The sequence below is a fragment of the Adhaeribacter radiodurans genome (genome assembly GCF_014075995.1).
Classification (GTDB): domain Bacteria; phylum Bacteroidota; class Bacteroidia; order Cytophagales; family Hymenobacteraceae; genus Adhaeribacter; species Adhaeribacter radiodurans.
The window spans coordinates 3650700-3674577 of sequence record NZ_CP055153.1; the positions used below are offsets into that span (position 1 = coordinate 3650700).

Consider the following 23878-nt stretch of genomic DNA (forward strand, 5'->3'; position numbering starts at 1 on the left):
AAGTAGTCAGAGAGATTACCTGCTATAACTTGCCACACTACCCTTCGGCAGTCACTTAAATTAATTAGATCCTTCCTGGATGCCAGAAGTAAGAATAAAAATTTGTTTTAAACTTCTATTTAGGACATTCCTGGTTTTAAAACCTACCGGGTTTGAACGAAGGAAGATGCTTTTTACAATTTGGTATAAGATTCCCCAGGCTAAATAATTCTACTAAATTCTTTTTCAAGATAACTTCACCAAAGTACCTAACGGCTAACCATTGCCTGTTGCTTTAACCCTTGAGATAATTCTTTAATAGAACCTGATAGCAGCAATAATAAAATATTAAGATTACAGTGTTTCGGAAATGAGTTATAATCTTTACAAGCACCAGATTAATCTAAGTTTTCAGCACCTAATATAAAGGCTTTAGAAAAATTTTATGAGCTAAAAGAATTGCTGCTCCTAATATTTAAAACGGAAAACAGCCAAAATACAGTTCTGGCGCAATATTAAGCCGAAGCTCTTGGTAAGTGTTACTATTTATTAAAAATATAAATACTTATTGTTCTGAAAATGAAGCAACTCTAAATACAAGTTTCATTTCTTTTCGTATATTACCTATTAAAATTAATTCAAATAATTTATAAGTAATAAAAGTATGAACAGAAAGATTTACGGGATTTTTTTAGGGTTTCTTTTACTCCATCTATCCTCTTGCATGAATTATTATGATCATAAGGTTGAATCGGATTACAGCTATTCCGGTAATTTTAAGAAATACCGGACCTTCAACTTTATTGGCGTAAAAAATTCGGAAAATGATTCCAGCAAATTTAATCCTTTCGTAGAAAACGCGATTAAATCACGTATGGAAGTACAGGGTTACCGCTTTAACCAAAATAGACCAGACTTGCTCGTTTCTTATAAATTATTTTACGAAGATCTGCTGCTCAAAGGCTATAACCAGGCCGACATTACTGAGTTTATTGAAACTGGACGTATTTTCGACGAAGATGAAGAGTATGATCCAAACATAGAAAAAAGAGAGTACGACCCGGTTAAATACAACCTCAAAAAAGGCACGCTCTTTATTGTATTAATTGATAAAAAGAAAAACCGCGCCGTGTGGCAAGGGTATGCTTCCGGAGTGTTGGAAAATACCGTTAAAAACGAAGCGTATTTAAAAAGTGCCGTTCGTTCTATTTTCGACCGGTATAAAGTATTTACCGAAGGTTATTTGCAAGCTAGCCAACAGCAGAATTAATAATTAGTAAATCACACGTATCCAGTTAATAGACGTACTATTTGTTCTTACATAATTATATGATTAACAATTACTTATTTTAAAAATAAATTAACATTATCTCTTTACTTTTCAGATTTGTACAATATAATAGGTCACGGGTAATTTTACTGTCCGTGACCTTTTTACATCTATTGTAAAGTGAGTTTAATTTAATTAAGATTTAAGTTTTTAATCTTTATAAGGATCGTATTCATTGCCTCCGGCCATAGCTACTCCAATGGGTTTTAAACGGTGCAAAACCCGGATAGTTCCTTCATGATACGCCAATACTTCGTCCAGCTTCTTGTAAACTTCTGGTGCTTCGTCGGCTTCGCCGCCGCGTAGTTCAACGCCTTGTTGTTTTAACTTTTTCCTTACTTTCTCAAAATCTACTAATCCCGGTGAAACAGTTTCCTGGTAACGCTGGCCATCTTTGCCTTTCACCCAACGGCGCTTACCGGCCGCCTGCCGCCTTGACATAACCCGACCTGCTCCGTGTACCGTTGAATAAAGTCCTTGCTGCGATTTTTCCGTTTGAACTCCTTCTATTATTACTGAAGTATCGCCCATATTGGAACCAATAAATCCTAACTGGCCCGGAAATGCGGGTGTACAGCCTTTCCGGACAACCCAATATTTAGAACCCTGGTGTTCCTCGAACCAGGCAAAATTATGATGGTTGTGTACTTCAAAATTTACCGAAGCGCCCAGTATTTCCAGCACTTTATTCACTACGGTATCACGGCCAGCGTACGCGTATTCACCAGCTAAACTCATGGCTGCTATATAATACTGGCCTATTTCAGAGCTAATATCAAATAAAATAGGCGGTGCATCCATAGGCCCTTCTTTGGCCCTGTCTTCAAAAGTAAGTCCTTGCGATAGAGCAATAAACCCGGTAGCCGTTTTATGACCAAAACCCCGCGAACCAAAATGAACGCCAATCCAAAGCCAGCCTTCTTCGTCCGAAAATAAATCGATGTAATGATTTCCGCCGCCTACGGTTCCCAATTGCTCTTTGGCTAAAGAAAGAAATTTACGTTGGGGTTTAAACTCAGCCTTGGCAATTTTATCAAAAACCGGGTGTTGAATGGGTTTCGGATTAGGCCGGCCCACCCCAAAACCTATGCTTTTAACAATTTCATCCATAATGCGGGCCACCGGTATCTGATTGGCCCGAATGTTTGTTTTAACGGCTTTGTTACCGCAAGCAATATCAAATCCTACTCCGGATAAGGAAATTTTATCTTTGTAAGCTACCGCTCCCCCAATCGGATGACCGTAGCCATAGTGAGCATCGGCAGTTAAAACCCCAATATCCTCCGGAGAAATACAATTCTTAATTTGCCGGATAGCACCTTCATCAATAATTTCCTCGCCAAAAATGGTTAAATTATCCATAATCCTTGTTTTCAGTTTACCTTAAAGGCTAAAATGAGCAATGCTACCTTTTTACGTAAAGCACTTATTTAGGTAAAAGGATATTTAAGACAGGAAAAGTATTTAGTAGCTATCCGTAAACAAGCAAAAATAAAGGTCAGACAAGTAAGGTGTACTACAATTACCTTTTTAGATTAAAAAAAGTAATTTTCGGGCGTTTTACTAATGTTATATTAGTTTAAAGTCAATCAAATCCTGCCAGAAAACGTAAGTTTTTAATAATCAGAATTATTTAGTAAATTAAAAATCATTTCGAGTAGTCTTTTATAACAGGGACGAATACTTATGCAGCTAGGCTTTGGGCATGTAGGTTTTACCTTCCGGCAACTGATCTTCAGCCGCACTATTATTACTTTTTTTATTTTTTTTACCGCCTTTTATAGCATTTCATTATCAAAAGCCTTTGGCCAGGGAGCTTTTACTATTCAGCCTCCGTACAAAAAATGCATTGTTCCTTTTCAGATGCACCGTAATTTAATTGTGGTTCCGATTTATGTAAATGATAAGGGCCCCTTTAACTTTATTTTAGATACTGGAGTAGGAATTACCCTTATTACGGAGCCTTCTTTAAAAGATAGCTTACAATTAAAAAACGGCGTGAACATATCTATTGCCGGTATGGGCTCAGATGCCGATTTAAAAGCTTTTGTGGCGTCCGGCATTAAAATGAAACTAGGTCAGGCTAGTGCTGGCTTTTTACAGGTTGCCGTTTTATCGGAAGATGTTTTTAATTTATCTAGCTACGTTGGAATTCCTATTTATGGCATTTTAGGTTATCAGTTTTTCAACAGTTTTGCTGTACAAATAAAATATTCGGAATTGCGGATAGTAGCTCAAAACTTTAATGATTTTAAATACCGAAAAAGTTATGGTACTCCTATTCCAATTACGGTAGAAGGCCAGAAGCCTTATTTAACTACTGTAGCCCAGCTTGATGGTTCCCAGAAGATTCCGGTTAAACTTATTATAGATACGGGTGCGGGCCATGCGCTCTCCTTAGAGCAAGAATCTAATGCCGCTATAAAGGTTCCTAATCCCTCTATTACCGCCCAGTTAGGCAAAGGGCTTAGCGGTACCATTAACGGCCAGTTAGGTCGGATTAAATCTTTTACCTTAAACCATTTTAACCTGAGTAATGTGCTTACTTCTTTCCCGAATTACCAGGATGTAGGAGCCAAAGTTTACCTGGTACCGCGTAATGGCAACATTGGGAATGAATTATTAAAGCGCTTCGATGTAGTATTTGATTACCGAAAGCAACTCATGTATATCCGGCCCAACCGCTATTTTCGGGACCCGTTTGAACATGATATGTGCGGGTTAGATGTGATAGCCAGCGGCAAGGATTACCAGCGTTATATTGTAAACTTCGTAGAACCCGATTCGCCGGCGGCCGAAGCCGGCATCTTACCCGGCGATGAAGTAGTTAGTATAAATATGACTGCTGCTTCGTCCATGACAATCAGTAGTATCGACCGTTTATTTCATCTAAAGCCAGGTTACAACATTTTAATGGGTATTCAACGAGGAGAGCAACGTATTTACACCGTTATTACCTTGCGTCGTAAAATTTAGTCTAAACAATAATTCTCCGATAATAATTATATTATTCCAATATTACTCTTGTACTTTATTCAATTTAAATTAAAATAACACCTTCATAATTAATTATAAATCTGCTTAAAATAAGACTAAACAACTCCTAATAATTTAACAGAACAAATTTATAATATTACTTCTTCAACACACCACTCCTTAAACTGCTTACCTTTTTGTTTAAACAATTAAATAAATTAGATAAGTACTATTACAACTCATCTATTAATAGTAAACTAACTTAATAAAAACTTGGTTAGAAACTAAATAATAAGCAACATTTGCATATCTACTTAACTAACTAAAAGAAATTATAAACAGAATTTATACTATAAATTACCTCCTATATTTAGTTGTATAATTCTCAAAATAACTTAAAATTATGAAAGGCAGCCTTACTCCATATTTTTGTATAATATCTTTATCCTTGTCTACTTCTGTAGTATTAACCAGAAGAAAAGTCCCATTTAAAGTAGCTATTTGTTTAAACTAAGTACTGAAGCAAGCTTTGCATTTTTATAATATGTATTGTTGGAATAAGCAATTATTTCTTACTCTTTTTTTAATTTTATTCACGTTCGTATTAAATAAAAGCTTAATGGCTCAGAATTGTGCCGTTAAGCCCGATGCTACTTTAACAGATGTTAGAACCATTAGTCAGCCATTAGTAAAGCCATTTGTAAACTGTACGAACTCTTCTACTGCGGGCTACACCTTACAAGTAGAAAATGCTTCTTTAACCAAAGAAGCTAATACCTCTTATACTATTAATTGGGGCGACGGTACCCCCGTAGAGAACTTTACAGATTTTAGCGCCAGAAAAGCGCATACGTATGTTCTAAGGGGTACCTATAGTTTAAGATTTACCGCACGTATAAATGATTGTACCGAAGAGAAAGTTTATACGGTTTTTCATGGCAGTGTACCTAACGTTGGGTTGAGTTTTAAAGATACAGATGAATGTGCCCCGGCTAATTTTATGTTTGATATTACGCAAACAGAATTAAATGAGCCTTCTACCCGGTATACCTTAGACTTTGGCGATGGCACCGTTATCACCTTCGACCAGGATGATCCTAAAAGATTTTACCATACGTATAACACTCCATCTAAGGGAAAAACCCTTGGTTATACCGTAACCGTTACGGCCTCTAATGCCTGTAAAACCACTAACCGCACCGGTAGTGGAATTTATGTTTCGAATGGACCTACACCGGATTTTAAATTAGAACCAGGTCCGTTAGCTTGTGTTAACAGCCCTGTTACCCTGACGGATATTTCTGATTATGGTTATAATGCTACGGATCCCGATTTAAAGCAGTTTGAACGGCAATGGACCATTGAACCGGCCACCGGTTGGGCCTACGCGCCAGGCTACAACGATAAATCAGAAAAGCCCATTATTAATTTTACGCAAAAAGGTAATTATACCATATCTATCAATTTAGCTCCTTTAGAAGGTACTGATCCAAAATGTAAAGGTGGTACTGTTTCTAAAAATATAGAAATTATATCGAGCCCCATTGCTTCTTTCAATACTACTCTAACTCCTTTAACGGGCTGTGCGGCTACAGTTAGTATTAGCAATACATCACAAGCAGATGCCGCTACTTATCAATGGACTGTTACTCCTGCGGCGGGCGTAACAACCCTCAATGGTACTTCGCTTACTTCTAAAGATCCGGTTTTTAAATTTGCCAATGCGGGAAATTATACTATTCATCTAAGTGCTACCAACATTTGCGGCACCTCTACGGCTCCGCCTCAAACAGTAGCTATAAAAAACATTCCTACAGTTACCTTACCTGGTGCCCAATCCTACTGTGGTTCACCAACAATTGCTTTTAGCTCTACTAATACAGCTCACAAACCAATCTATAATTTTAATAACACGACTCCAATATCTTACGAATGGACAGTAGCCGGCCCGGCTGGTGGAGCCGAATTTACTACTAGCAATGGTTCCACTTTAGCTAACCCTACTATTCAGTTTGATCAACCGGGAGTATATACGGTGGTTATTAAAGTAACAAATGAGTGCGGTATTTCTTCTCAGGCCACCCAAAAAATAACTATTAATGCCATTCCCACCGCACCGGAAGTATCAGATGCTTCTATTTGTATTAATTCGGCAGCTACCCTTACAACTACTGCTACAGGTTCAGTGGAATGGTGGTCTGCGGCTACTAACGGTACTAAACTTAAAACAGGAAATTCTTATACTACGCCGGTCTATAGTACAGCCGGCACGTACACCGTGTATGTAGTAACAATTGTTAATGGTTGCCCCAGCCCCCGTGAGCCGGTACTAATAACAGTTAATCCAGCCATTGATCCCAAAACAATTGCGGGTAACCCGGCAGTATGCGAGGGTAGCTCTCCGGATTTAGTAACGGGTGTGGCGGCTACCGGTGGTGGAAATATTATCACCTATTTATGGGAAAGCAGCACGACCAGTGCAACTACCGGTTTTACTCCAGCCATTGGCAAAGACAATAGCCCCAACAACCAGCAAAATTTTCAGCCCGGCATTTTAATGGTACCTACCTGGTTTCGCCGGAAAGCAATTGCTTCGCCTTGTGCAACGGCTACCAGTAATACTATATTCACCAACGTTAACCCGCTGCCAGCGGCTCCTGTAGTGCCTGTTAATCCACGGGTTTGCTTAGGAAGTTCGGCTACCTTATTGGCTAATCCTGTAAGTGGCGTTACATTTACCTGGTACGATGAAAATGGAACAATTTTATTAAATAACTCTGCGAATAGTAACTCATATACTACCGCTTCGTTTACCCGCGAAGGCACTTTTACTTATTATGTAACCAGTACCAGCAGTGCCAACTGTGTTAATAGTACCCGAACTAAAGTTACTGTACAAGTACTGCCACCAGTTACCAATAACCGCATTACAATTGAACAACCAGCCATTTGCGCCGGCGAAACACCTGGCTTGATAAATAGCGCTATACAACCAGATGGAGGCGATGGTTATGGCAATTTCACGTATTTATGGCAAAGTAAAACCGACCGGGATTCGGATTGGAAAACTGCCGCTAACGGCACAGATCCAAGATATGCTAATAACCAGGAAAGCTACCAACCTACGGCAATTACCCGTACTACTACTTTCCGGCGGTTAATTATTTCTGGTTCCTGCGCCGCGCCCAACTACAGCAACGAAATAGTTATTGAGGTTATTCCGTCGTCGTTAGCTCCCGACGTTGCTCTTGTAGAACCTATTTGTGCCGGAGAAACGGCGCAATTACAAGTTACTTCCAGAGGGGGCATTTACGAGTGGTTTGCCTCAGAAACCAGCAACGAAGTAATTTTTACCGGAACGACTTTCTTTACACCGGCTTTATCGGCTGCTACAACTTATTACGTACATAACCGAACTACCAGTTGTGTAAGTCCCCGCACTCCAGTACTTGTTACCGTAAACCCGATTATATCTCAAAATATCATTACTCCTGTTCCTGCTACTTGTGCTGATGGCACTTCTAATCCGCTTATAGGTACCGAACCAACGGGCGGCGCCGGTATTGGCACCTACACCTATCGTTGGGAAAGCCGGACCGAATTTACTTCCTTCACCCCTATTAGCGGAGATTTAACTTTCTCGAAAGATAAAAAGGATTATTCTCCCGGGAATTTAAATGAAAATACCTGGTTCCGGAGAATTGTACGCTCCGGCCCTTGCGAAAATGTTTCAGCAGAAATAAAAGTAGAAGTGCTGCCTGTTATTACAGGCAATACAATAGCTTCTACAAGCGGAATTGAATTTTGTAAGGGAGAAATAAACACAAATTTAATTGGAACCGGAATAATTAGCGGCGGAAATAACCAATATACGTATATCTGGGAGAGCAGTACCGATGCGTTTCGGACAAACTCAACCATCGTGGCGCAAGGTCAAAGTCCGGCCTTAGCGGAGTATACACCTCAAAATTTAACCCAGAATACTTGGTACCGCCGGAAGATAACTTCCGGTCCTTGTTTAGTAAATATCAGTAATGTTATTGAAATAAAAGTAAATCCCCTGCCGGCTGCTCCGGTAGTTGCCCCAATTGCTCCTATATGCCAGGGTAGCTCTGCTACTTTTACCGTAAATTTAGTAAATGGCGTTACGTTTACGGTTTTCGATGAAGCCGGCAACAGCATTCCTACCAATACTGCTGGGGGCAATCGTTTTACAACTCCTGCTTTAACTGTAGCTAAAACCTATACATATTACGTTTTGGCCACCAATAGTAGTAATTGTAAAAGCACCCGCACTCCGGTAAGCATTCAGGTTTTAGCCCCATTAGCAAATTTTAATATTTCGCAACCTAATCCGGTGTGTACCGGCGAACGCCCAGTTGAAATAACTAGCACCGATAATCCAACAGGTGGAAATAATTCTTTCGCCTTCATTTGGGAAAGTAAAGCCATAGATGAGCAGGAATTTAAGACCGTAACTACTTCTGGTAGTAATCCCAACTATCAACCGCCCAACTTAACTAAAACTACTTACTTCCGTCGCAAAATCACTTCTGGTACCTGTTCTGAATACAGCAACGTAGTAGAAGTTAAAGTTAATGAAACCATTGTTAACAATTTAAATGCCTCTAACCAGGAGATTTGCGAAGAGGTTCGTCCGGGTAAAATCACTGGTTTGCCGGCCTCTGGTGGTGACGGAGTTACCTATACTTATTTATGGGAAAGCAGCCGAGATAATAACCTTTATTCGGCAGCAACAACAATCCCGGGCGGCTCAAACGCCCAGTTAGACTTTGAACCAACTATGCTGCCGCAAGGGAATACCTGGTTCCGGCGCAAAGTAACCTCGGGAGCATGTACCAGCTTTAGTGCCCCCATCCTTATAAGAGTAAATGCAGCTATTTCCAATAATACCATAAATTTAACCGGAAATGCGGCCAATTGTTTAAATACTAAACCCAGCCCAATTCAGGGTTCTGTTCCGGGTGGCGGTACGGGTACTCCAACGTATATTTGGCAAGGCAGTACTAATGGAATTACCTTTATTAATGCTCCTCAATCTAACACGCTTAAAGATTACTCACCCACTACTTTAACTCAAACAACCTGGTTCCGGCGGATTGTGTTTAATTTGGCCTGTTTACCAGATACAAGCAACGTAGTAAAGGTAGATGTTTATCAACCGGTAACTAATAACATTATTACTACTCCGAACCAGGAAATTTGCCTGGGCAGTGAGGCAGCCACGCTCCTTGCCTCTGTTCCGGAAAAAGGTGATGGACAATACATTTATAGTTGGGAAAGCAGCAGGGATAATATAAACTTTACTACGGCTAATAACACCACCACCAACCCTACTGAAAAAGATTATGCTCCAGGTTCTTTAGCAAAAGGAGTTTGGTACTTCCGGCGCTGGGTTACTGCTGGCCCATGCGCGGCAGTTGTAAGCCAAACAATTAAAATAACGGTAAATGAGGTAATAGCCGGAAATTTTGTTACCGCAAATCAAACCATTCGTACTGGCGACAAACCGGCTGCGCTGACCGGTACTAAACCCAAAGGTGGCAATGGGACTTTTACTTATCGCTGGGAAAGCAGTTTAGATAATCAAACTTTTTCTACTGCCCCAGGTAGTGCTTTGCAACAAACCTATGCCCCGGCTGCTTTAACTAAAACTACCTGGTTCCGGCGGGTAGCTCTGTCGGGTAGCTGCGAATTAATAAGTAACGTGGTTGAGATAACGGTTACTCAGGCAATTACTAATAATCTTATTTCGGCCAATCAAACCATTTGCTACAATGCCGTGCCGGCTACCTTAACGGGCTCGATTCCGAGTGGTGGGGACGAAGACTTTACTTACCTCTGGGAGTATAGTACTACCGGTTTAGCTTCTGATTTTGTAACAGCGCCCAACCAGGCCCAAACGAAGGACTATCAAGCTAATAATTTAAAAGAAACTACCTGGTTCCGGCGTAAGGTAAGTTCGGCCGGTAACACGCATATATCTAATGTTATTAAAATTACGGTAGCGGAACCCTTATCAGCAAATTCTATTTCCGGGGCACAAACAATTTGCTACGGCAATACACCTGCTCTTCTAACAGGCTCGGCTGTTTCGGGTGGTAGTACTCAACCCGTTTACCTCTGGGAAATCAGCACCGATGGAACCAACTTTTTAACCGCTCCGGGTACTAATAACCAACCTATTTACTCACCTGGTGCTTTAACCCGTGATACCTGGTTCCGGAGATTAGTAAGTTCAGGTGGTTGCGCTAACCTGGCTAGTAATACTGTACAGGTAAAAGTAATTCCATTATTAAATTTAGCTTCCATTAATCCGGTAACTATCTGTCCGGGTAGCAGTGCAACTTTAACAATACCGAGCAATAATTACAAAATTGAATGGTTTGAAACGGTAACCAGCCCTAGCCCAATTTATACTGGTGCTACTTTTATCACACCTGCTCTAAATGCCGAACACACTTATTATGTCCAGGCCGTAAACCAAGGTTGCGCGGGCGAACGGGTTCCGGTAAAAGTTTTATTACAAACACCTGCGGCAGATGCGGGTTCTGATATAACTATTGCAGCCGGTAAATCTATTGAACTAGCCGGAAAAGGTGGAGTAACGTACCAGTGGTCTCCAGCCGAAGGATTAAGTAATCCCAATATTGCCAACCCTATTGCTTCTCCGAAACAAACAACCCGCTATACTTTAACTATTACCACTGCTGAGGGTTGTACAGCTAACGACGAAGTAGTAGTTGCTCTGTTGCCCGGTATTTCTGTTCCGAATGGCTTTACCCCCAATAACGACGGAATGAACGATACCTGGGAAATTGCCAACATCGAAAAGTATCCGGATTGCCAGGTTACAATATTTAACCGTTGGGGTACCCAATTATATTCTTCAACGGGTTACAAACAACCTTGGGATGGCACCTACAACCAGCAACATTTACCTGTAGCTACTTACTATTACACTATTATCCTGAAACCGGGAGAAAAACCGGTATCGGGTAGCCTAACCATTATCAAATAAGTCGTTCATGAAAATAGTCTATACTTTCGCATTGATGGCTTTATTGGCAGGCAGTTTAAAAGCACAGCAACAGCCGCACTTTAGCCAGTACATGATTAATAATTATATTCTAAATCCGGCCATCTCCGGCATTGAAGATTATACCGATGTAAAATCGGGGTTTCGCAGGCAATGGATGGGTTTGGAAGGCGCACCACTTACTTATTATACGAGTGCCCACATGCCGTTAAATAAAACGGATATAACGGTTTCTGCTTTACGCAATAAAGACCGTCGGATTAAAAGAATTGGCTTACACCAAAAAGCCCGACCGCACCATGGTATTGGGGTTATAGCGCAGGTTGATAAAACCGGACCATTAAAAAGTACCTCGTTTAATGCCAGTTACGCCTACCACATACCATTTACCAACAAAATTAAACTTTCGGCGGGTATTTCTGGTGGCACAATTAAATACCGGTTAAATACGAACGAAGTGTTTCTGGCAAACCAAAACGACCCAACTTTGTACGATAATGATATTAGCCGGCTTAAATTTAATTTAAGCGTAGGTCTTTGGTTGTATTCTCAGCGTTTTTACCTGGGTTTAGCGGGTAATCAGTTGTTGCGCAACAACCGGGACTTTGAAACCAACGGTCAATATAGTGGCCCCGGCTCCCTGCAAAAGCATTATGTTCTTACCGGTGGGGTCCGATTTGATGTTGCGCCGACAATTGCTATAGTACCATCGGTGCAGGTAAATGTAGCGTTTCCTAGCCCGGCTTCTTACGATTTTAATTTAAAGGCCATTTACAGCGACCGTTTCTGGGTAGGCAGTTCTTACCGCCACGGCGATGCCTTTGCGGGTTTAGCCGGGGTAAATATAAGTCCGATTTTAGATTTAGGTTATTCGTACGATGTAACTACTTCGGAGCTAAGCAGTAGCAACGCCGGCAGCCACGAAATTGTAATAGGTTTTAAACTGCAAAACCGGGGTAAAGTCATCTGCCCCATTTGGATGTGGTAAACAATAATTCAGAGTATTATTTGAATAGGAATATTATAATTAAAATATAGTAAACCGCACAAACTTTATCTATAGTTAGCTTTAATTTTCAGCTTGGTCTAGAAAGTAAAGTGAAATTTATAAGTTTACAAAACTCCATAGGGGTTTTTAACCTATCCGTTAATTAGCCATCAATTATCATCCAACGTGGTGAACAAAGAGGCACTTTCAATACAAATTAGTAAATTTTAGTTCTTAACAGGATTCAAGGATTATAAGTCAGGCTGGTACTTATTCTATTTTCAAAGTCAAAATTCCTTTGTCAATGAAAAGTTTACTGGTCTGTCTTTTTACATTCATTACCTACTCCATTTTGGAACATATCCCTACCTACTTTTTTATCTTACCCATTAATAAATATCAAACTTTTCTTTATTAAAAATAAAAAGTAAGTGTTGCCGATAACCCTTGAAAGGGTTCATACCTTTGTGCTGGCTTAATGAAACTCATAATTTCATCAAATTTTAAAAATACATGTTAGTAGTAAAAGTTTGTAAATCTTTCCCTGAACTCACTCCTCTTGAATTGTACAATTTACTGCGCCTCCGGAGCGAAGTTTTTGTGGTAGAGCAAAATTGTATTTTCCTGGAAATGGATAACAAAGACCAAACATGCCATCACTTACTGCTCTACCAAAATAACCAATTAGCAGCCTGTGCCCGTTTGCTGCCACCGGGTTTATATTACGAGCAAATTTCGATTGGCCGGATTGTAACCAGCTTGCAAGCGAGAGGCACCGGATTAGGCAAAAAATTAGTAAGTACGGCTATTAAAGAATGTTACCGGTTATTTGGCACCGGCCCGATTAAAATTGGGGCTCAACTTTATGCCAAAGCTTTTTACGAAAAATTTGGTTTTACCCAGACCGGCGAGATTTACGACGAAGATGGCATTGACCATATTCACATGATTAAACCTTGAAGTTTTCTGCTTTTGCAGGAATAAAAGTAGAAGTTTATTGCCAAAGCTTTATTTTCATCCGGAATGGTACTGCCGCTAAAAAATTTTAATTTTTACTATAGATATTGATTATGCCTGAAACACAACCCAACTCCGAAATATTATTGGACTTGGTCCGCCTGAAAATGCCTTTCGGTAAATACAAAGGTACGCTGCTCTGCGACTTACCCATCTCGTACCTGGAGTGGTTTCACAAAGAAGGCTTTCCACCGGGCAAATTAGGTATGCAATTAAGTACCATTTACGAGATAAAAATGAATGGCTTAATGTATTTACTGGAGCCAATTAAAAAGCTATTAGATCGCCGGTAATTACATTCTGTCATTCTTCGGAAAGCTATATTTTAAATAAACAGGTGTAGTCACCAACCAAGATTAGTAAAGTAAGTAAAAAGTTATTTTTAACTTTCTCTTACTACTGGAAACACATACAAGCAAGCTTCCAACTTGCCTTTATTTAGTATTATCGTGCATGAGCCGGAACTACAAATTCAACAACCATAACGCCTTGTATTTTATTACTTTCAGTGTAGTGCAATGGATAGATGTATTTACCCGACCGTTGTATAGAGACATTATGTTACAGAGCCTTCGCTACTGCATGCAGCACAAAGGACTGGAAGTTTACGCCTACATAATTATGACCAACCACGTTCATGCGATTATCGGCAGTACGCAAGAACCTATTTCAGATATTATCCGCGATTTTAAAAGGCATACTTCCAAAGAAATTTTAAAAGCTATAGAAGCTAACTTGCAAGAAAGCCGGCGTAATTGGATGCTCTGGATTTTTAAACAAACCGGAAAGGAAAACCCTAACAACGACATTTATCAGTTCTGGCAGCAAAACAACCATCCTATCGAACTAAACAGTAACGCCTTGTTGGGTTGGAGCAGAAGTTAACTTACATTCACCAGAATCCGGTAAAAGCCGGTTTGTAGACGAACCCGAAACATATTTATATTCCAGCGCCCGCAACTATGCCGGACAACCGGGTTTACTACCGGTTAAGTTGATTGAATAGCTAAAAACCACATGTTTCTATCGTAACTTGTTCTCACTTCCGCTTTTACAACTGCCTTACAACTGCCGCCAGTTTAGCGCAGCGTAACTGGTGGCTTTTTATAGAAACAAGCTTTCAGCTTGTCTAGATATGTGTTCTAAAAATGCCAGCTAACCCGGAAATCAGCAGCGTAAAGCTTTGATATTGATGAAGCTTATTAATTTCCCTACGCAAGCTGAAAGCTTGCTTTTTAATTAAGACCGACCAGTTACGCTGCGCTAAACTGACGGGATAGAAGGATAGAAGAATTTTAATAATACTAAATTATCGAAATCATGTTTAATTAATTATGCTGCTATTTAAGATAAAAGCTTTATTTAATAAATATTTATAATATCTTAAATAATGATTATCAAACGACAAATTAACTTGTAGTCCTAACGAGATAGCTTCATTTAATAAAGATTTCATTTCATCATAACAACTTTTGCTAAAATCATAATCTACCAAAAATAGATTTAAAAAAATCCAATCTTGAAAATCAACAAACATCTTATAATGTTCATTAATTAAATCAATTAAGTAGATTCTCTCATCGAGCTTTTCCAATAGTAATAAGGCCGGCTTATCCCAATTATTCCAATCTTTTAATGTAGATTTTGGTATATAAATATTTTGTAAAGCATTCCCATCGTCTTTATTGAAAGTTATTGAAGATACAATTTTTAAATATGATTAATGTATTGTATAATTCCTAAGACCTTGTATAAAACGATGCAAAGGGTTTAAAGTAAAGTTTAGATTAACTTTATGTTGAAATGATTCATAGAGCAGAGTATCTTTTTTGATATAAGTTTCCAATGTTCTCCTACTATAATCAACTACTGAAAAAACTGAAGATAAATAATTGATTAAAGATTTAACAATTTTAATTTGAGTCTTTCTTCTAATCTTTGAATTACTATTTAAACATATTGTCTTGTTATTTTCAAGTGAGTTATGAAATTGAACAATATTATACACCTCATTAAAATTTTCTTTTAAAAGAGAAATCCTAAGCCGATTTTCTTTAATAAGCATATAAAAATCATAAGATGATGTTTCTTTAAACTTTTCATATTTATTTATAAAATTAAAAATCTCTCTCCTCATTATCTGTGTAATTTTAACCTTACCAAATCCTTACATTCACCTCACCCGTACAACTCCCCCGCCACTATACGAATGATATTCGGCGTTATACATAGCATCAGCACCAACAGGCCCCATTTGAAAAGTGCCCGGTGAGACGGCCCGCACTTGGTAGTAAAAGTATTTCGGTTTGGCGGTAGCCGTGGTGTAAATATTAATGCGGTCATCGCGAATATCGGTGTGGTCGGGTACCGATACGTCTTTGGCCCAGGCCAGCTCCCGTTCTGAAGTCAGGCGCGGGTTTTCGATTTCGAAACCGGCGGGTAGTAAATCGGTAATAGCTACGTTGGGGATATTGCGGCTATCCTGAGTTTGCAAAGCAATGCGCACCACTATTAAATCGTTCTGGCGGAAAATATTTCGGGTAATTTGGTTGCCGTTGCGGTCGAAGAACGTTTTGCGTACTTGCAGGAAACTATCTTCTTCTTTGGTAGTACCGCTTTGAGGAATGCCCTCCACCTCCCAGAAATAATACAACGTACCTTGCCCCGTAGTGCGAATAGAGGTATTATCGCGATTTAGTTTATTGGTAAGCGTAACATCTTTGCCAGTAAAAGTGCCGATAACTTTTCCATTCTGGTAAATTTTAGCTGTTACATTTCCCTCGCCCCGTCGTGCTATTTTACCTAATGCCAATAAGGCAAAGGCGCGTTCCTGGGTATTAAACCAGCGGTTAGAACGTAATTCACCAGACAAGTGCCGGGCCAGTATGCCTACCTGCGGATTATCCGGATCCGCTTCAATTAAACCGTTTAAAGCCAGTGCACGATCACGCAATGCCGAGTAAAAACTACCATTTAAAGCGCGTTCCGATGTTTGACCGCTAAAATTGGCCGGTAAAAGTTGCGTAAAACTTTCACGGTTGCCGCTTAGGGCAAAAGTGCTGGCCAGCACGTATTTTTCGTCGAGAGCAAGTAAATCCGGCTTGGATTTGTAATAGTTCATGGTGGCCCAATCGGTTTTACCCGCCACGCTGAGTACGTAAAGCGAATAGGTAATTTCGTGCGCCGCGATAAATTTGCTTTGCAATTGGCGTTTGGTATCGTAGAACCGGTATTCTTCCATGGCCCGGCCTTTTACTTTGCGTTGTAAATAAATTAACACTTTATCCAGTACGGCGGCATTTACCGGGTAACCGGCTTTGCGGGCTTCGAGCAGGAAGTGGGTAGCGTAAGCACTCGTCCACCAATGGGTTTCGGCTTCGCCGGGCCAGTAGGTAAAGCCACCGTCGTATTGCTGCATGCCTTCCATTTTGGTAATGGCTTCCTGCACCAGGTAGTTGGGGTTGAATGTCCGGGTTTTCCGATCCTGGTTTAAAACCCGGGCCAAATCAGAATAATACAACAGGGGGAAAGCCGTAGAAACGGTTTGCTCCAGGCAACCATACGGGTATTGCAGCAAATACGTAATATCGTCGGTAAACTCGGCTACCGGTGATTTACTGATAACCAGCCGCGAAGCCAAAGAGGCCAGTAAAAAATCGTGGGTAGGTTTAATATCGGCGGTAGCGCTCCCTTTTAAAGAACCGGAACTAGTAATTTTAGTTAAAGAGGCCGGTGGCCGGATGGTAATATCGGTGCGGTTGCTAAACGACTCACCCAAGGCCTTTACGTTTACCGTAACGGAAGCCTGACCAATAGCAGGTGCCGCTACTACTTTATACACGACCATTGACTCTTTATTTGCTCCCAGGGTAGCCGTTGAAGTGGTGGTTCCAACCACCCGAAGAGATCCGGTTACGGCTAAGGCAGTGCTCGCAGCCGTAGCTTTAGCGGTCGTATTGCTTAAAGTAACCGGCACCAAAATCGTATCTTTCGGACTCACAAACCGCGGCAAAGCCGTACTGATAACTACCGGGTCCGCCACGCGCATTATTTTATCTGCCGAGCCAAAAGCATTTTCTTTATAGGCCACCGCCATCACCCGCAACGAACCCGAGAACTGCGGTATATTTACTTTAATGGTGGCTTCGCCGTTAGAACCAGTTTTTAAATGACCACTCCACTGGGCTACCAGTTTTACCCTTTTGGAAGTAAGCGGATTAATGCGTTTTTCCAGATCATAGCCATCTCCCCCAAAACTGGAACGTTTACCTGTTAGCTCCGGAAACAAAAATGGGTACAAATCATAGGCATTTACTTCGAGGGCCCGCTTCTGGTAGAAGAACCCGTAAGGATCGGGGGTTTGGTAATCTTTTAACTGCAAAATACCTTCGTCTACCACGGCCAGCGTTACTTCGGCATTAGGAGCAGTACGTACTTTTATTTCTTGTGTGCGCTGCGAACGGGAAGTTTCGGCGGCAGTAATGGCTACGTCGAGCTTGGTGCTTTTTTTGGTAACAGTTACCGGCATAAACCCGCGGGCCACGGTAAGCGGCAAGCTATTATCTTTTACCGGCCGCAGGGCCGTGGCGGTAATGTACAGGGTAGGTAAATAATTTTCTTTGATGGGCAACGTGAGCGAAGCGGCTTTTTTATCGGTTTGTAAATAATAGTAGCTTAGTACTTTGTCGCGCTCCACGGTTACCAGAATTTTACCGGCAAACGGGGCCTTAAACAAAACCTTGGCTTCGTCGCCTACTTCGTACGTAGGTTTATCCAAGGTAATATCTATTTCCCCTTCGTTGTTTACTTCAAAGGAAGTACTCTCGGTATCACCGAAACCATAGGCGTAAAATTCCTGGGCTACGAAATTGCTAGCACCCGGCCGCATTATCCGGATTTCGTAATCGCCAGAGGCTACGGGCGTAAACTCAAACGGGGCGCCCCCAGCCGGAATAGAAATGGTGCGGCTGTTCACGATGCTTTCTTTGCGCTGCGATTTATAATTATAAGCCGCATCCGGCGAACGCTCAATCACCGATTCGTACGTAAACCGCACCAGTTGCACGGTAGCCTGAGCGGCTATGGCTTGACCCGTTTTATCTACCGCGATCAGCGGAATGCGCAAGGGTTGCCGGGTACTCACGTATTCCTCAAAATTACGCATGCCGTAAAATACAGGTTGGGTACTTACTTCAAATTTAGATAGGCGGTTAACCGGGCGATCCGTTTCGTCAAAAACTGTGGTGTATACCGATCCATCCAGTAATCCAATATCTCGATAATCGGCTAAAGTAAAGCTTTCCTGCCCTTCGCCCTGCGCATTAGTCTGTCCCTGCCGCACGCTGTTCTGAATTTCTACGGAGCCGGACGTAACTAAATCAAAAATGTACTCGGGGTACTTTTTGGCTTCGAAAACTTTCTTTTTCAGGCTGAGCTGCATTTCGTAATTACGCCCCGCCGCCGGCGGACCAAATAAGTTTAACGCGGTAAACTTCGTAACTACACTCTCGCCCGCATTATAACTGGGTTTGTTTAAAGCGGCCGTTACTTTTAAACGGTCCGGAATAAATTCTTCTACGCCAATTTTTTTGGAATTAAGGAGCACCTCGTTGCCCGAATAAACTTCTACGGTATAGGTACCGGTTACGGCGGCAGCAGGCAAAATAAAGCTGGATTCAGCGGCCCCACTCTGGTTAAGTTTGGCTTTGGCACTGCGGTATTCTTTGCCATTGGGCAACAATAATTTTAATTTTATGGGCAAGCCCGCCACAGTTTTCCAGGTGGGCGTACGTACTACGGTGTTCAGGTGGATTACGTCGCCGGGGCGGTACAAGTCCCGGTCGCCGTAAATAAAAGCATCGTAGGGAATATCGTTCAGGCGCTTGCCGCCTACCTCGAACCGGGAAGTGTTTACCTGGGTTTGGCTGTATGGTAAATACGTAAAATCCTGACCTAACCGGGCGGTAACTAATCCTAATTTAAAATCCGGGGCTTGTTTATCAATGTTCGCGAACCGTACCACGCCATCTTTATCGGTGGTTCCTTTATAAATCACCTGGTTACTGGTGCTGATAAACCGGACTTCCACCCCCGACTGCACTTTAGCTTCCCGGATGGAATTGGCAAATACAATCACATCATTCTTACCTTGTTTCGCAATTAAACCAATATCCGAAACTGAAATCAATTTAGAATCGCGCAGCCATTTTTGTTCGGTACTAGTTACCGTGAGCACGTACAAGCCTTTAAATTCACTGTCAAAATCCAGATCGTCGAGGTTTAGGTTGAGCAAGTAGGAATTGCCTTGTTTGCGCAGGTTGTTGGTTTCGTACTCGCGTTCAAAAATTGTAGTGCCGTTGGTTTCGTTTACCGGGTAGGAGCTGCTGGAATAATATTCATCGGCGGCTTCGTCGTACTCGCCTTCGTACATTTTTCCTTCCTGTAGAGCCCGTAAGATATTGTTTTCGTATATTTTGCCAATGCTGACCTTAAAACGGGGAATTTTATTTATGTTAAGGGCAATGTTGCGCGCACCCTGGCTGCTGAGGTACACGCTGCGGGTATTGGCAAAGGCAATACCGGGCCGCACCGAAGCAAATGAAATTGGGTGAACGTATTCCTGACCCAGCTTCGCTCCTTCCAAGCCGGTTAAATTTTTAGAAATTACTAAATCGTAGGTAGTTTGCTGGGGTAAGTTGCCTTGCAGCACAAAGCCGCCTTCCATTTCTTCTACGGTAAACGCATATTCTGGCCGCAACTTTACTAGTTCGCGCAGGTTCTCGGTTTGCACGGGTTGGGTGGTAGCCACGTAAATTTGTTCTTCTCCGTTTTCTACACCAGTAGTTACCTCCGATACTTGTAAGAGTTGCCGGTTAGGTAAAACCACTTCTTTTTCGATTAGTTTGTTCGTGCGGTACTGGCTACCGGGAGTAATTAAACCGGGCTTTACCTGAATGCGCAAAGGCTGGGTACTATTCTTTAATTGCTTTACCCGCAAGGAGATATAATCCGGGCTGCTGTTTACCAATTCTACCGGCACGGGCGCGGTGCTGGGCCCTTGAGACACTTGTAAATAGTTGCGCAAGGCGGCATAGGTAACCGGGTAATTAAAGGCTACTCGCACTCGGGCTTCTAACTGGTCCGGAGAACTTGCGGAACGTCCCCAGAAAGCTTGCGCTTCGGGTAAGTCCAGGTAAGGCGTATGGAATCGGATAGTCTGGCCGCTGGTTATGCTGTATTTTTTGGGACTATGCTTTAGTAATTCGTCGGTTAATTCCGCCTGAAAGTCGGTGCTGGGAGCAAAAGATTGCAGCGGCGAAAATACCAGCTCGTTCGGAGCCGTCCATTTAAAACGCCCCTTTATTTTTGGAGTAAAGTTCAGGTAGTTTACCGTATCCCATTTTTGCAGAATGGCAGGAGGAGCCAATTCTTTATCAAAAGTAAATACAAGGTTCTGCTCCTGCTCAATTTGCTCTTCAAAGTTTTTACTTTCCAACCGGAGTTCGTTGCGGTTGCCCCGGCAACTAACGAGTAAGCACAACACAACCAGAAACCAAACCGGAAAGGCGTGGGTACCACGAAAATAGAACGGAAATTTCATAGATAGGCGGAGAAAAAGAGTTTGGTAAACGGCAGCGGAAACTTACAAAATTGTTAATTACTCTAACGTGAATACCACATATTTTATTTAGGTAATATTCTATTCTCCATTAAAATTAATTTCCTCTCATCAGTAAAGCCGAATTTTTAAATTTTTTCATTTATGAAACATGGGAAATTAAAGGAAACACCCTTTAAAATTTTAAAAATTTACCTGGCAGTTACTTTTTATTTTAAGTTGAGCCATTCGGGCAACTTCCTATTGGATAATTCTTTATATTTAATGCTGTTTACTTTGGGGGTTCGGCCTGGGAGCTGATCGTTATTGTTTTTAGGGTTTATTTTAAAAATTCGGTTTTTTATGATAAGAACTTACCTGGTTGCCTGTCTGCTATTTTTCGCTACTGTTTTAAGTTTCGCTCAAACTACGGCCACTACCAAAAAAACTACGCTCTCCGCGCCGAAGAATAAAGACATGCTGCGCGTGGTAAATGCTTTTTTAAATTCCTTAGCCCCAGAGCAACGCCAAAAAGCTACATTCCCTTTCGGCGACGAAGAACGGTTTAACTGGCATTTCGTACCCCGCGATCGCAAAGGAGTACCCTTGAAAGAAATGACGGCTGATCAACAGAAAATGGCCATGGCCATCGTGCAAACTGCCCTCAGCAACCAAGGTTACCAGAAAGCAAAAGCCATTATGGAACTGGAAGTGATTTTAAAAGCCCTGGAAAAACAACCCGCCGAAAGCACCTACCGCGATCCGGGTAAATACTATTTTTCAGTTTTTGGTCAACCATCGGCGCAGGAACCTTGGGGTTGCCGCATCGAAGGCCATCATTTGTCTTTGAATTTTACGTCCACCACCGGTGCCCTTGTCGCAGAAACTCCGGCTTTTATGGGTTCTAACCCAGCCATTGTTCCAGAGGGTCCGGAGAAAGGCAAACAAATTTTAAAAGAAGAAGCTAACCTGGGTTTTACATTAGTGCAATCCTTTACTCCGGAACAGCTTAAAAAATCCTTAATTAACGAAGTAGCTCCTAACGACATTGTTACCAGTAATAAACGAAAAGCCCTCCTGGAGAAACCCGAAGGAATTTTATATTCAGAAATGACGGCCAAACAGCAACAACAATTTAAAGATTTACTAAATGTTTATTTAAATAAGTACAACCCTGAACTAGCCGGTGATTTACGAGCGAAAGTAGAAAAAGCGGGATTAGCCAAAACGTATTTTGCCTGGGCCGGCAGCCAAACCCAGGAAATTGGCAAAGCCCATTACTACCGCATCCATAACCCGGTACTGCTGATTGAATACGACAACTCACAGAACAATGCCAACCACGTGCATACCGTAGTGCGCGACTTGACGAACGATTTCGGCGAAGATGCTTTACAGGCTCATTACCAGAAGCATCCACATGAATAAATTTTTAAAAAAGTTAAATTTTCATCTAGTATAGCCCAACAGGCTTTTCTAGATTGGTCGTTTTACCGGATTAAGCAATCCTTTCGACAATGCACCAATCATAAAAAAGACAGGCATTTTTAAATTTTATCCTTTATTCTTCATTCTCCCTTAAGTTTTATTCCGAAAAAGCCATACCAAAACCGGTTTGTAGGTGTTCTTTTCTTTTCCTGATTAAATCATATCTAAAAGGCTAGTTCCACGTATTTGAGTACGATTCGGTTTACAGGTAACCGAAATAGTAATAATTATTTTCTACTTTAAAAATCAAATGACTCAATCGGAACCCTTTTATAAGAAAAGCACGCTTATTCTGCTCGGTATTATACTTTTTGTGTACGTGCTGTACATTCTGGCCGATGTGCTGGTACCCATTGCTTTTTCGGTGTTGCTGGCTATTCTGCTAAATCCTTTGTATTCCCGGTTAATCCGCCTCCGGGTTCCTAAAGTACTGGCTATTACCCTAACTTTATTAATTGCCATTATTGCACTGGCTGGTTTATTGTACTTTTTATCTTCGCAAATTGCGCAGTTCAGCGATATGGCCCCAGTTCTAAAAGAAAAGTTCAGCGAGATTCTCACCAACTTACAAACCTGGGTACAACGCACATTTGGCATTACCCTCGAAAAACAACTTCAACTACTACGCGAAACTGCCAGCAGCGGCAAAGCTTTAGCCGGACAAACAGTATCCAGCGTAATGGGCATTTTCGGGATATTATTTTTGATTCCGGTGTATGTTTTCTTGTTCTTGTTTTACAAGCCTTTAATTTTAAATTTTATATTCGAAGCCTTCTCCCGCGAAAATACCGGGCCAATTGCCGACATTTTGCAGGAAACTAAAACGGCTATTCAGAGTTACATTGTGGGGTTATTAATTGAAGCTTCTATTGTGGCTGTGCTTAACTCCATTGCCTTAACCGCGCTGGGCGTAAAGTATGGTATTTTACTAGGGGTAATCGGTGCTATTCTTAATTTAATTCCATACGTCGGGGGTATTATTGCCATTATTTTACCGGTGCTTATGGCCACCTTAACCAAAGACGGGTATACAACGCAATTGTTAATTGTTGGCGCTTACGCCTTAATCCAATTCATCGACAACAACATATTAGTGCCGCGCATTGTATCCTCTAAAGTTAAAATTAACGCATTGGCTTCTATTCTGGCTGTTTTATTTGGCGGCGCTCTATGGGGCTTTTCGGGGATGTTTTTATCAATTCCGTTCGTGGCGGTTTTAAAGATTGTTTTCGACCGCATTGATTCCCTGAAACCTTGGGGCAAGTTACTTGGCGACCAAATTCCGGATTATTACGGCACCATGCAGGCGAAAACGCAAAAAAATTTAAAAACGCCGCAAAAAGTAGAAGAGCAAAAATCCTGATAAAATGTAGATGCTTTGTTTTACCAAATTGTGGCTGTATTAATTTTTTAAATTTTTGGGTAATTTAGAACAAGACAAAC

Annotated in this window: 10 protein-coding genes and 1 pseudogene; 9 read left to right on the top strand and 2 right to left on the bottom strand. The window is 41.3% G+C overall.

What is annotated here, in order from left to right; genetic code table 11:
* The first annotated feature begins 703 nt into the window (after nt 1-703).
* Nucleotides 704-1249, top strand: coding sequence for a DUF4136 domain-containing protein (locus HUW48_RS14815; protein ID WP_182411686.1), 546 nt, complete (start codon nt 704-706; stop codon nt 1247-1249).
* 210 nt (nt 1250-1459) lie between these two features.
* Here HUW48_RS14815 and HUW48_RS14820 read toward each other — a convergent pair whose 3' ends face one another.
* On the bottom strand, nt 1460-2671 hold the full coding sequence (locus HUW48_RS14820) for an RtcB family protein (protein WP_182411687.1): 1212 nt from the start codon (nt 2669-2671) through the stop codon (nt 1460-1462).
* Nucleotides 2672-2995: 324 nt separating this feature from the next.
* Here HUW48_RS14820 and HUW48_RS14825 point away from each other — a divergent pair, with 324 nt between their 5' ends.
* The 6 genes and pseudogenes from HUW48_RS14825 to HUW48_RS14850 all read left to right on the top strand — a co-directional run bounded on the left by HUW48_RS14825 (nt 2996) and on the right by HUW48_RS14850 (nt 14356).
* Complete coding sequence (locus HUW48_RS14825; protein ID WP_182411688.1) at nt 2996-4285, top strand: aspartyl protease family protein; 1290 nt, start codon at nt 2996-2998, stop codon at nt 4283-4285.
* A 619-nt stretch (nt 4286-4904) separates the two neighbouring features.
* On the top strand, nt 4905-11327 hold the full coding sequence (locus HUW48_RS14830) for a gliding motility-associated C-terminal domain-containing protein (protein WP_182411689.1): 6423 nt from the start codon (nt 4905-4907) through the stop codon (nt 11325-11327).
* A gap of 7 nt (nt 11328-11334) precedes the next feature.
* Entirely contained in the window at nt 11335-12333 is a 999-nt protein-coding gene (locus HUW48_RS14835; RefSeq protein WP_182411690.1) for a PorP/SprF family type IX secretion system membrane protein, read from the top strand.
* A 513-nt stretch (nt 12334-12846) separates the two neighbouring features.
* A complete protein-coding gene (locus tag HUW48_RS14840) occupies nt 12847-13293 on the top strand; it encodes a GNAT family N-acetyltransferase (RefSeq protein WP_182411691.1) in 447 nt (148 codons plus the stop codon).
* Between the two features lie 110 nt (nt 13294-13403).
* The gene (locus HUW48_RS14845; RefSeq protein ID WP_182411692.1) at nt 13404-13643 is read left to right on the top strand and encodes a DUF3820 family protein; all 240 of its coding nucleotides are present in this window, start codon (nt 13404-13406) and stop codon (nt 13641-13643) included.
* Nucleotides 13644-13803: 160 nt separating this feature from the next.
* Nucleotides 13804-14356: pseudogene (locus HUW48_RS14850) on the top strand (REP-associated tyrosine transposase).
* 1167 nt (nt 14357-15523) lie between these two features.
* On the opposite strand, the gene HUW48_RS14855 reads toward HUW48_RS14850, so the two are convergent.
* On the bottom strand, nt 15524-20950 hold the full coding sequence (locus HUW48_RS14855; RefSeq protein WP_182411693.1) for an alpha-2-macroglobulin family protein: 5427 nt from the start codon (nt 20948-20950) through the stop codon (nt 15524-15526).
* Between the two features lie 360 nt (nt 20951-21310).
* On the opposite strand from HUW48_RS14855, the gene HUW48_RS14860 reads away from it, so the two are divergent.
* Together HUW48_RS14860 and HUW48_RS14865 are read left to right on the top strand one after the other, a co-directional pair.
* Entirely contained in the window at nt 21311-22375 is a 1065-nt protein-coding gene (locus HUW48_RS14860) for a DUF3500 domain-containing protein (protein WP_182411694.1), read from the top strand.
* 310 nt (nt 22376-22685) lie between these two features.
* Complete coding sequence (locus HUW48_RS14865) at nt 22686-23798, top strand: AI-2E family transporter (protein ID WP_182411695.1); 1113 nt, start codon at nt 22686-22688, stop codon at nt 23796-23798.
* Nucleotides 23799-23878: the final 80 nt, after the last annotated feature.